Here is an 11,736-nt window from a genome sequence, read left to right on the forward strand (position 1 = left end):
AGGCCGGGTTTATTTTTAAACATCACCCATCGATCAATGCAAAATCTGGCTCAAGAACAACTTGGTCCGATCATTCTGCGGATTATCGAAGAAGTCATTCGGCGCCGCCTGCTCCACGATTTCGCCCTTGTCCATGAAGATCACGCGGTTGGCCACGGTGCGGGCGAAGCCCATTTCGTGGGTCACGCACAACATGGTCATGCCGTCTTCGGCCAGGCCGATCATGGTGTCGAGTACTTCCTTCACCATCTCCGGGTCGAGGGCCGAGGTTGGCTCATCGAACAGCATGATTTTCGGTTTCATGCACAGGGCACGGGCGATGGCCACACGCTGTTGCTGGCCGCCGGACAGTTGCCCCGGGAACTTGTGGGCCTGCTCCGGGATGCGCACGCGCTCCAGGTAATGCATGGCGATTTCTTCGGCCTTGCGCTTGGGCATCTTGCGTACCCACATCGGTGCCAGCGTGCAGTTCTGCAGGATGGTCAGGTGCGGGAACAGGTTGAAGTGCTGGAACACCATGCCGACTTCACGGCGTACCGTTTCGATCTGCTTGAGGTCGTTGGTCAGCTCCACGCCATCGACCACGATGCGGCCCTGCTGGTGCTCTTCCAGACGGTTGAGGCAGCGGATGGTGGTGGACTTGCCCGAACCCGACGGGCCGCACAGCACGATACGCTCGCCCTGTTTAACGTCGAGGTTGATGTCTTTCAACACGTGGAACTGGCCGTACCACTTGTTGACGCCCTGCATCTGGATAATGCCTTCAGGGCTCACAGGCTGTTTGATCGCTTCGCTCATAACAACAACTCCTAACGCTTGTGGCCTGTGTCGAGCTTGTGTTCCAAATGAATGGAATAGCGCGACATACCAAAACAGAAAATCCAGAACACCAGGGCGGCAAACACATAGCCTTCGGTGGCCATGCCCAACCATTTAGGGTCGGCGGCGGCTTGCTTGACGCTGTTGAGCAGGTCGAACAGGCCGATGATGATCACAAGGCTGGTGTCCTTGAACAACGCGATAAACGTGTTGACGATGCCCGGGATCACCATCTTCAGGGCTTGCGGCAGAATCACCAGGCCCATGCTGCGCCAGTAACCCAGGCCCATCGCTGCGGCCGCTTCGTACTGCCCCTTGGGAATCGCCTGCAGGCCACCGCGCACCACTTCAGCCACGTAGGCCGACTGGAACAGGATCACGCCGATCAACGCCCGCAGCAACTTGTCGATGCCCATGCCTTCGGGCAGGAACAACGGCAGCATCACCGACGACATGAACAGCACGGTGATCAACGGCACGCCACGCCAGAACTCGATGAAGGTCACGCAGACCACACGAATCGCCGGCATGTTCGAACGCCGCCCCAACGCCAGCACGATGCCCAGCGGCAAGGCGCCGGCGATACCGACGGTGGCGATCACCAGGGTCAGCATCAGGCCGCCCCATTGGCTGGTGGCAACGTTGGTCAGGCCGAACACCCCGCCATGCAGCAGGCAGAAGGCGATGATCGGGTACAACACCAGGAAGCTCAGGCCGTAGATCGCCTTGCGTTGAAAACGCGAGATGAACAACGGCGCCACGCCAACAATGGCCAGCCACACGGTCAGGTCCACACGCCAGCGCAGGTCGCCGGGGTAGTAGCCGTACATGAACTGCCCGAAACGCTGTTGGATGAACACCCAGCACGCGCCTTCCTTGGTGCAATCCGCGCGAGTCGTTCCGACCCAGTTGGCATCGAGGATGGCCCAGTGCAGGATCGGTGGCACCACCAGGTAGACCAGGTAAAACGCCAGCAACGTCAGCAGGGTGTTGAGCCAGCTGGAGAACAGGTTGGCGCGCATCCACGCCATCGGGCCGAACACTTTGTTCGGCGGCGGCATGTCAGGTTTGAAAATATGAGAACTCATGGGCGTTTCCTCACCGCTCGATCAGCGCAATGCGCTTGTTGTACCAGTTCATCAGCAGGGAAATGCTGATGCTGATCGCCAGGTACACGCTCATGGTGATGGCAATGACTTCGATGGCCTGGCCGGTCTGGTTGAGCACCGTGCCGGCAAACAGCGAAACCATTTCCGGGTAACCGATACCGGCGGCCAGCGAAGAGTTTTTCGCCAGGTTCAGGTATTGGCTGGTCAGCGGCGGAATGATCACCCGCAGGGCTTGCGGAATGATGACCTTGCGCAGCGTCGGCCCAGGGCGCAGGCCCAGGGAACGCGCGGCTTCGGTCTGGCCGTGGCTGACGGACTTGATGCCCGACCGCACGATCTCGGCAATAAACGCTGCCGTGTACACGGTAAGCGCCAGGGTCAGCGCCAGCAGTTCGGGAATCAGCACCCAGCCGCCGACGAAGTTGAAGCCTTGCAGCTTGGGCATTTCCCAGTGCAGCGGCGCGCCGAAGATCAAGGCGCACAACGCAGGGATCACGATGAGCAGCGCCAGGCCCGCCCAGAACTTGTGGAAAGGTACGCCGGTCGCTTCAAAGCGCTTGTTGGCCCAGCGGGTCATCAATACGATCGCGACAATGGCAACAACCACACTGGCCACAAACGCCCAGAACCCGTCAGCGGCAAGCGCTGCCGGCATGTTCAGGCCTCGGCTGCTGACAAAGAAGGTGTCGCCGAAGTTATGGCTGTTGCGCGGCCCCGGCATGGTCAGGAACACCGCGAAGTACCAGAACAGGATTTGCAGCAGCGGCGGGATGTTGCGGAACACTTCCACATACACAGTCGCCAGCTTGCTGATCATCCAGTTCGGCGACAAGCGCGCCACGCCGATGATGAAGCCGAGCAGGGTCGCCAGGACCACGCCGATCACGGTCACCAGCAAGGTATTGAGCAGGCCGATCACAAAGACTCGGGCATAGCTGTCCGATTCGGTGTAGTCGATCAAATGCTGAGCGATGCCGAAGCCGGCACTGCGCTCAAGAAAGTCGAAACCCGAGGTAATGCCTCGGTGCTGAAGGTTGGTCTGGGTGTTGTTGAAGAGGTACCAGCCCAGCGAGACCACCGCCACAATCGTGATGATCTGGAAGAGCCACGCACGCACTTTGGGATCGCTGAAGCTGAGCTTCTGCTTGGGTGCGCCGATTTGATTTTGCATGAAGTGCCCCGGAAATAATGGAACAGAACATCACCCGGCGGTTGGCCCACCGGGTGAAAGAACCATCAGCGATCAGCGCACAGGCGGTGCGTATTGAATGCCGCCGGCGTTCCACAGAGCGTTCAGGCCACGGTCGATTTCCAGCGGGGTGCTCTTGCCCAGGTTGCGCTCGAACACTTCGCCGTAGTTACCGACTTGCTTGACGATCTGTACGACCCAGTCTTTCTTCACTTTCAGGTCTTTGCCGTATTCGCCGTCAGCACCGAGCAGACGAGCAACGTCCGGGTTCTTGGTGGACTTGGCTTCAGCTTCAACGTTTTTGGAAGTAATACCGGCTTCTTCAGCGTTGAGCATGGCGTAGCCAACCCAGCGCACGATGGCCAGCCACTCGTCGTCACCGTTACGTACGACCGGGCCCAGCGGTTCCTTGGAAATGGTTTCCGGCAGAACCACGTAGTCCTTCGGCGCGGCCAGCTTGCTGCGCTGGGCGAACAGTTGGGACTTGTCGGAGGTCAGCACGTCGCAACGACCGGATTCCAGCGACTTGGCGCTTTCATCGGAGGTGTCGAAGGTGATCGGGGTGTACTTGAGGTTGTTGCCACGGAAGTAGTCGGAAACGTTCAGCTCAGTGGTGGTACCGGCCTGGATGCAGATGGTTGCACCGTCCAGTTCCTTGGCACTTTTCACGCCGAGCTTGTTGTTAACCAGGAAGCCGATACCGTCGTAGTAGGTAATGAAACCCGGGAATTTCAGGCCCATGCCCGCATCGCGGGAACTGGTCATGGTGGTGTTGCGCGACAGGATGTCGACTTCGCCGGACTGAAGCGCGGTGAAACGCTCCTTGGCGTTCAACTGGCTGAATTTGACCTTGGTTGCGTCACCGAAAACGGCGGCGGCCACAGCGCGGCAAACGTCAGCGTCGATCCCGAGGATCTTGCCGCTGGCATCCGGCACCGAGAAACCCGGCAAACCGTCACTCACGCCACATTGCACAAAGCCTTTCTTCTGCACGGCATCCAGAGTGGCGCCGGCTTGGGCGAAACCACTGACACCCAGTACAGCGGCCGCAGTTACGATGGCCAGGGTGGATTTCAATACCTTCATTCAAACCTCCAGTTGCTCTTGTTGTGCCTGTGCTCGAACCCCACCGCACCCTTTTGAGGCGATCTTGACCCGTGTTGGCTTTTTTTGGGGTCAAGCGGTTTGAGGCTGTCGCTATAAGTCCAGTTGCTATCCCACAAGCGGCAGTCACTGATAGTGTTACCGCCGTGAGAGAGACCTGACATCGCTTTGTGCATAGCAAGCGCCGTACCAGAGTGGCGACTGAGTCGTTTCAGCCCATGGTCAACAGCAAAAGATTCAACCGTGCGACATCTTCTTAACAGATCAACCAGTCGCGCACCGTTCCGACGCACCCAATCGGAGCGTGCGCACATATATGGAGCAGATATGACCGAACCCTTGATTCTTCAGCCCGCCAAGCCCGCAGACGCCTGCGTTATCTGGTTGCATGGCCTGGGTGCCGATCGCTACGACTTCATGCCGGTAGCCGAAGCGTTGCAGGAAAGCTTGCTGACCACTCGTTTCGTTTTACCCCAGGCGCCGACGCGTCCGGTGACGATCAACGGCGGTTACGAGATGCCCAGCTGGTACGACATCAAGGCCATGAGCCCGGCGCGCTCGATCAGCCTCGAGGAGCTCGACGAGTCGGCAAAAATGCTCACGAATTTGATACAGGACCAGAAAAGCGGCGGAATAGACGCCTCGCGAATTTTCCTCGCCGGCTTTTCCCAAGGGGGCGCCGTGGTGTTCCACACCGCCTTCCTTAAATGGCAGGGCTCGCTGGGTGGCGTAATTGCCCTCTCCACCTATGCACCCACTTTCGATTACGAGCTGGAGTTGTCCGCCAGCCAGCAACGCATTCCCGTCCTCTGCCTGCACGGCCAATACGACGACGTGGTGCAAAATGCCATGGGCCGCAGCGCCTATGAGCACCTGAAGGTCCGTAATGTCACCGCGACATGGCAGGAATACCCAATGGGCCACGAAGTGTTACCCCAGGAGATACACGATATCGGTGCTTGGCTGACCGACCGTCTACGCTGAATACCCGCGATTATGTAGCCGTATGACAGACGCACTACGCCGCGCCCGGTTCTTGCATTACACTGGCCGGCGTACATTCCTTAACCAATTAATGAGATCACCGTGCTCAAAGCACTTAAGAAGATGTTCGGCAAAAGCGAGGCTGAGCCGCTCGCGCCTGTTCCCAGTGCTCCTGTGCCCAAGCCCGGCAACCGCAATGACGGTAAACAGCCCGAACGGACCGCACCTGTCGCCCAGCCGAAGACGCCGACGGTGACACCGCCTGAACAGGCAATACCTGCTGAGGCGGCTCCCGCGCCCGCTCAGCCAAAAGCACCACGCCGCGAACGTGCGCCCAAGCCGCCCGTCACCCCGTGGACACTCGAAGACTTCGTCGTCGAGCCCCAGGAAGGCAAAACCCGCTTCCACGATTTCAAACTCTCCCCGGAACTGATGCACGCCATCCAGGACCTGGGCTTCCCGTACTGCACGCCGATCCAGGCACAGGTACTGGGCTTTACCCTGGCAGGCAAAGACGCCATCGGCCGGGCCCAGACCGGTACCGGCAAGACCGCCGCGTTCCTGATCTCGATCATCACCCAGTTACTGCAAACGCCGCCGCCCAAAGAACGCTACATGGGTGAACCGCGCGCGCTGATCATTGCGCCGACCCGCGAGCTGGTGGTGCAGATCGCCAAGGACGCTGCCGACCTGACCAAATACACCGGCCTCAACGTCATGACGTTTGTCGGCGGCATGGACTTCGACAAACAGCTCAAGCACCTCGAAGCCCGGCATTGCGACATCCTCGTCGCCACGCCAGGCCGCCTGCTCGACTTCAACCAGCGCGGCGACGTGCACTTGGACATGGTCGAAGTGATGGTGCTGGACGAAGCCGACCGCATGCTCGACATGGGCTTTATCCCGCAAGTGCGTCAGATCATTCGCCAGACCCCGCCGAAAAACGAGCGTCAGACCCTGCTGTTCTCCGCGACCTTCACCGAAGACGTGATGAACCTCGCCAAGCAGTGGACCACCGAGCCGTCCATCGTCGAGATCGAAGCGCTGAATGTCGCCAGCGAAAACGTTGAACAGCACATCTACGCCGTGGCCGGTGCCGACAAGTACAAGCTGCTCTACAACCTGATCAACGATAACGGTTGGGAACGCGTGATGGTGTTTGCCAACCGCAAGGACGAAGTGCGCCGCATCGAAGAGCGCCTGGTGCGCGATGGCGTCAACGCAGCGCAACTGTCGGGTGATGTGCCGCAGCACAAGCGCATCAAGACCCTGGAAGGCTTTCGCGAAGGCAAGATTCGTGTGCTGGTGGCCACCGACGTGGCCGGGCGCGGGATTCACATCGACGGCATCAGCCACGTGATCAACTTCACCCTGCCGGAAATGCCGGACGACTACGTACACCGTATTGGCCGTACGGGCCGGGCCGGGGCTGCGGGTGTGTCGATCAGCTTTGCCGGGGAAGATGACTCGTATCAGTTGCCGTCGATCGAGACGCTGCTGGGCCGCAAGATCAGCTGCGAGACACCGCCGACGCATCTGTTGCGCCCTGTCGAGCGCCAGCGTCCCTAAGCTGAAACGCAGTCCGATCGTTCCCACGCTCTGCGTGGGAATGCCACTTTGGACGCTCTGCGTCCGCCGTTGACGGTCATGACGCGAAGCGTGACGCTTATTGTGGCGAGCGAGCTTGCCCGCGCTGGAGTGCGCAGCGCTCCCTGGATTATTAGGGCCGCTGCGCAGCCCAACGGGAGCAAGCTCCCTCGCCACAGGGTGGTTATTTCCAGCGGTCGGCGGCCGCGTGATCGCTATCGCGCCCTTCCACCCAGCGTGAGCCTTCGGGGGTGTTTTCTTTCTTCCAGAACGGCGCCCGGGTCTTCAGGTAGTCCATCACAAACGCGCAGGCATCAAACGCTGCCTGGCGATGGGCGCTGGCCGCAGCGACAAACACGATCGGCTCGCCCGGTTCCAGGGCGCCGATACGGTGCAGTACTTCCAGCTTGAGCAGCGGCCAGCGTTGCTCGGCCTCCAAAGTGATCTTGGCCAGGGCCTTTTCAGTCATGCCCGGATAGTGCTCAAGGAACATCCCCGCTACTTCACGGCCTTCATTGAAGTCCCGTACATAGCCGACAAAACTCACCACCGCGCCCACACCGACATTGGACGCGTGCATGGCGTTGACTTCGGCGCCGGGATCAAAGGCCTGAACCTGCACACGAATGGCCATGCTCAGCCTCCGGTCACTGGCGGAAAAAACGCGACTTCATCGCCGTCGACGAGCGGCTCGTCCAGCGAGCACAGCGCTTCGTTACGGGCGCACATCAGGCCCTTTTCATTCAGCACGTCAAAGCCGGGGTCGCCCGCCAATGCCTGTCGCACAGCCTCGACCGTGGCGAATTCGCCTTCAACCTCCAGCGAGTCCAGGTCCACGGCTTCACGATAACGCGCAAAAAACAGCACAGTGATGCTCATTGTTCATCCGCCTTGAAATGTCCACTCTTCCCGCCGAGCTTTTCCAGCAGGCGAATACTTTCGATGGTCATGCCACGGTCCACGGCCTTGCACATGTCGTAGATCGTCAGCGCAGCGACACTGGCAGCTGTCAGCGCTTCCATCTCCACGCCAGTCTGGCCGGAGAGTTTGCAGCGCGCCACGATGTGCACAGAGTCTGCACCCTCGGCGCTGAGCTCGACCTTGACGCCCGTCAACATCAACGGATGGCACAGGGGGATCAAATCACTGGTTTTTTTCGCGGCCTGGATACCGGCGATGCGGGCCACGGCAAACACGTCGCCCTTGGGGTGGGCGCCGTCGACAATCATTTTCAAGGTGTCGGGCAACATGCGCACCCGCGCCTCGGCCACCGCTTCACGGAACGTCACGGACTTGTCAGTGACGTCGACCATATGGGCGCGACCTTGGGAATCGAGATGAGTCAGCACAGGGATACTCCTGATCAGGAGCAGCGATTGTAAACCCAACGCATAACAAATGTGGGAGGAGGCTTGCTCCCGATAGCGGTACATTCAACATGTTTGTTGACTGACAAACCGCCATCGGGAGCAAGCCCCCTCCCACAATGACCGCGTTTACAGGTGAGATTCTGCGTATTCGGCCAGAATCGAACGAGGTACCCCTTGCAGCGCGATATGCACGCCGTTCGGGAAGTCTTTGAAGCGTTCCGTCAGGTAAGTCAGCCCGGAGCTGGTCGCGGACAGGTAAGGGGTGTCGATCTGTGCCAGGTTGCCCAGGCACACCACTTTGGAACCGGCGCCGGCACGGGTGATGATGGTTTTCATCTGGTGCGGCGTGAGGTTCTGGCATTCATCGATCAAAATCAGGCTTTGCTGGAAGCTGCGACCCCGGATGTAGTTGAGGGATTTGAACTGCAACGGCACTTTGCTGAGGATGTAGTCGACGCTGCCATGGGTGTTTTCGTCATCCATGTGCAAGGCTTCGAGGTTGTCGGTGATCGCCCCCAGCCACGGCTCCATTTTTTCCGCTTCGGTGCCGGGCAGGAAACCGATTTCCTGGTCCAGGCCCTGCACGCTGCGGGTGGCGATGATGCGGCGATAACGCTTGGTCACCATGGTCTGCTCGATGGCGGCAGCCAGGGCGAGGATGGTTTTCCCCGAGCCTGCAGCGCCGGTCAGGTTGACCAGGTGGATGTCCGGGTCGAGCAGCGCGTACAGCGCCAGGCTTTGGTAGATGTCACGCGGTTTCAGGCCCCAGGCTTCCTGGTGCAACAGGGGTTCCTGATGCAGGTCGAGAATCAGCAGCTTGTCGACCTGGATCTCTTTGATCCAGCCCACAAAACCCTGTTCGTCGATGATGAATTCATTGATGTGCACGGCTGGCAGGTTATCGATCAGCTGGACCTGGTGCCAGGTGCGGCCGTGGTCCTGACGGGTTTCGACTTTGCTGACGAGGTCCCAGAACGAGCCTGTCACAGTGTGATACCCACGGGACAGCATCGACACGTCGTCGACCAGTTGGTCGGTACTGTAGTCCTCGGCAGCGATCCCACACGCTCGTGCCTTGAGGCGCATATTGATGTCTTTGGTCACGAGCACCAGGCGCAGGTCCTTGTCGCGCGCATGCAGGTCGATCAATTGGTTGATGATTTTGTTGTCGTTCAGGTTTTCCGGCAACAGGCTGTTGGGCTCGCTGCGCTTGTTCATCAGGATCGACAGCAAGCCCTTGGGCCCGCTTTTGCCACGCTGGATCGGCACGCCGACCTCAACGTCCTCGGGTGACGCTTCGCCCAGGGTCTTGTCGATCAGGCGAATGGCCTGGCGGCATTCGGCAGCCACGCTGTGGTGCCCGCTTTTGAGTTTGTCGAGCTCCTCAAGCACGATCATCGGGATAGCGACGTGGTGTTCTTCGAAGTTAAGCAGTGCGTTTGGATCGTGGATCAGTACGTTGGTATCAAGCACATAAAGGATTGGCTGGTCGGAAGAAGGGTTACGTCCATGATCATCCATACTCGGTCACCTTTGTGGGAGCCAGTCGACGCAATACCACAACAGTGCTGCGCCTCGATTCGACCACCGACTGCACCTGAGTGACGTCAAGCGCAGTGCCCACATGAGGAGTCTTGGAAGACGCCACCTGTGTTGCAGGGTTCGGCGATCTGACTTCGTAATACCGCATAACCCATGACAGGAAAAAGCACTTTGACGCTTTTTTGAAGTTTATTTTTCAGGATGACGAATAGCACTAGCCGAGTGCCAGGTACCCCGTTAAAGTCGGAAGTCCGCCTGCTTCGAAATGCCACACAAAATCACCCCGAAAATGCCGCATCCCCAACAGGAACGGGCACTTCACTGTTTTCAGCGAAACGCCTCCCGGCAGTCCTGCCAACCCAGCCCGCTTTGCGCCGTTGCCTGCAATAAAAGAGGCAATGCCACCCGCGCCTTGTCCTGGGTGTCGTGAAACACAATCACCCCTTTGCGCCACAACAGCATCAGCGTGAGCACCCGTTGCGCCGACTCGTCAGCCTTGAGTTTGCCCGGCTCGTCCTGGGAATCGATATCCCACAACGCCACCTGCAACCCCTGGGACTGGAAAAACCCCTGACTGTCCGCTCGACGCTGGCCATACGGCGGGCGAAACAGCGGCACGTAGTTTTCCGGCATCAGATTCTGCGCCAGCGCGGCGCTGCGGGTGATAGAGCTTTGCCAGTCGACCCAATGGCTATGGGAACGGTACTGCCAACCCTGGGTGCCCACGCACTGGCCTTGGTACAGCGCCTGCACATCGCTGGCGGAACTGCGCTCCACACGGGTTTGCAGGCTGCTGCCGAGGGCAAAGAAGGTCGCGTTCATTTTCTGCTTGCGCAGGTAATCGGTGAGCCAGTCGGTATTGCCGCTGACCGGTGCCGGGCCACCGTCGAAGGTCAGCAGGAATAGCCGGTCGTTGAGTTCGTCGCCATTGCGCTCGTGGTCGCCGAAACGCGCGATCTCGCTGGTGATCTGTGGAAAGAGCGCGGCCTTGCGCAACAACTCGTCCAGGTAGCGTTCATGAAACACATGGCTCGGGCTGGCCCAGCCTATATAGAAGGATTTTTCACTGACCTCGAACTTGCCCGCCTGCTCGCGCAGGTCGTCCATGCTCTCCACCAGGTAGCAGAACGAGGCGTCTTCCTCGCAGCTCTGCTGGGCGAAGGTGTAGTTCTCCAGCAGGCGCTGCCAGAGCTGGCGGCGCAGGTCGTCGATGGCGGCCAAATTGATGATCTTCAACCCGAGGCGCTGCTTGAGCGCCGTTTCATCCTGAGCTTCGCTGGCGATGAGGCTGTGGGCGAACATCAGGATTTCCGCGCGCGAGGCCACGTCGAACAGCGCAGGGCTGCTGAGTTTTTCGGGCCAGGTGCCACGGTCCAGGCTCGCCACATCCACCGGCGCCGCCTGGGCACTCAGGCACAGCAGGCAAGCCGACAATAAAAGCGCAATTCGCACAACGGGTCTTCCTTTCCAGAGTCGACCGGCACTATAGCTGATCGCATGGGGGGGCTCTTGGGGTAGGTGTGTATATCCGTTAATTCGGTAACGGCTGATTAGGGTTCCGCCCTTACGGCGGGTCACTTTTGGAAAAGAGCCCGGAATGCCGGCCCAGCCAAAAGTAATCAAAAGGGCTCTTGCCCCACCACTCGGCACCTCGCCTAGGCTCGGTGTGCCCTCACTCCGGCATTACGAAGCGGGCCGCCGCGACGGGGCGTCCCTGCCCCGTCGCGGCTAAACCGGCGTCCTGCCGGTTTACCCGCTCCGTAATACCTGCGTTCGGCCAGCGTGGTTTAACGGGGCGCCTAAGATCAAGATCAACAGCAGATCAAAAGCAGAGCACGGCGGCCTGGTAGTCGATGATCGTTCCCACGCTCTGCGTGGGAATGCCGCCCGGACGCTCCGCGTCCAGATATCGGCGCCTATCTCAAGCCTTGCGCTAGGCGACGCGGAGCGTCACGGGATGCATTCCCACGCGGAGCGTGGGAACGATCATCAAAAGCACACCGCTGTTGATCTAGCCTTTGCTTCTACCACT

At 59.6% G+C, this 11,736-nt stretch carries 11 protein-coding genes; 2 read left to right on the plus strand and 9 right to left on the minus strand.

From position 1 onward, the window contains the following. Window positions 1-33: 33 nt before the first annotated feature. The 4 genes from ACR52_RS10565 to ACR52_RS10580 form a co-directional block, all read right to left on the minus strand. Complete coding sequence (locus ACR52_RS10565; RefSeq protein WP_048723765.1) at window positions 34-798, minus strand: amino acid ABC transporter ATP-binding protein; 765 nt, start codon at window positions 796-798, stop codon at window positions 34-36. 11 nt (window positions 799-809) lie between these two features. Further along, on the minus strand, window positions 810-1,907 hold the full coding sequence (locus tag ACR52_RS10570) for an amino acid ABC transporter permease (protein WP_048723766.1): 1,098 nt from the start codon (window positions 1,905-1,907) through the stop codon (window positions 810-812). A 10-nt stretch (window positions 1,908-1,917) separates the two neighbouring features. Next, window positions 1,918-3,099 (minus strand): amino acid ABC transporter permease, encoded by a 1,182-nt coding sequence (locus ACR52_RS10575; protein WP_048723768.1) that lies wholly within the window; start codon window positions 3,097-3,099, stop codon window positions 1,918-1,920. Between the two features lie 72 nt (window positions 3,100-3,171). After that, a complete protein-coding gene (locus tag ACR52_RS10580; protein ID WP_048723770.1) occupies window positions 3,172-4,203 on the minus strand; it encodes an amino acid ABC transporter substrate-binding protein in 1,032 nt (343 codons plus the stop codon). A gap of 345 nt (window positions 4,204-4,548) precedes the next feature. Between ACR52_RS10580 and ACR52_RS10585 the strand changes: the two genes are divergently transcribed. After that, entirely contained in the window at window positions 4,549-5,205 is a 657-nt protein-coding gene (locus tag ACR52_RS10585) for an alpha/beta hydrolase (protein ID WP_048723771.1), read from the plus strand. A gap of 96 nt (window positions 5,206-5,301) precedes the next feature. Next, window positions 5,302-6,774 carry an ATP-dependent RNA helicase RhlB gene (gene rhlB / locus ACR52_RS10590; protein WP_048723773.1) on the plus strand — a complete coding sequence of 491 codons (1,473 nt, stop codon included), beginning with the start codon at window positions 5,302-5,304 and terminating at the stop codon, window positions 6,772-6,774. A gap of 202 nt (window positions 6,775-6,976) precedes the next feature. Here rhlB and moaE read toward each other — a convergent pair whose 3' ends face one another. The 5 genes from moaE to ACR52_RS10615 form a co-directional block, all read right to left on the minus strand. Continuing rightward, window positions 6,977-7,426: a molybdopterin synthase catalytic subunit MoaE gene (gene moaE, locus ACR52_RS10595; protein WP_048723775.1), complete on the minus strand. Its 450-nt coding sequence runs from the start codon at window positions 7,424-7,426 to the stop codon at window positions 6,977-6,979. A 2-nt stretch (window positions 7,427-7,428) separates the two neighbouring features. Further along, window positions 7,429-7,671, minus strand: coding sequence for a molybdopterin converting factor subunit 1 (moaD, locus tag ACR52_RS10600; RefSeq protein ID WP_048723776.1), 243 nt, complete (start codon window positions 7,669-7,671; stop codon window positions 7,429-7,431). After that, a complete protein-coding gene (gene moaC / locus ACR52_RS10605) occupies window positions 7,668-8,141 on the minus strand; it encodes a cyclic pyranopterin monophosphate synthase MoaC (protein WP_048723778.1) in 474 nt (157 codons plus the stop codon). The genes moaD and moaC overlap by 4 nt, the downstream gene beginning before the upstream one ends. A gap of 147 nt (window positions 8,142-8,288) precedes the next feature. Next, window positions 8,289-9,683: a PhoH family protein gene (locus ACR52_RS10610; RefSeq protein WP_048723779.1), complete on the minus strand. Its 1,395-nt coding sequence runs from the start codon at window positions 9,681-9,683 to the stop codon at window positions 8,289-8,291. Between the two features lie 348 nt (window positions 9,684-10,031). Further along, complete coding sequence (locus ACR52_RS10615; protein WP_048723782.1) at window positions 10,032-11,156, minus strand: polysaccharide deacetylase family protein; 1,125 nt, start codon at window positions 11,154-11,156, stop codon at window positions 10,032-10,034. Window positions 11,157-11,736 lie beyond the last annotated feature (580 nt).

The sequence above is a fragment of the Pseudomonas fildesensis genome (assembly GCF_001050345.1).
GTDB classification, from domain to species: domain Bacteria; phylum Pseudomonadota; class Gammaproteobacteria; order Pseudomonadales; family Pseudomonadaceae; genus Aquipseudomonas; species Aquipseudomonas fildesensis.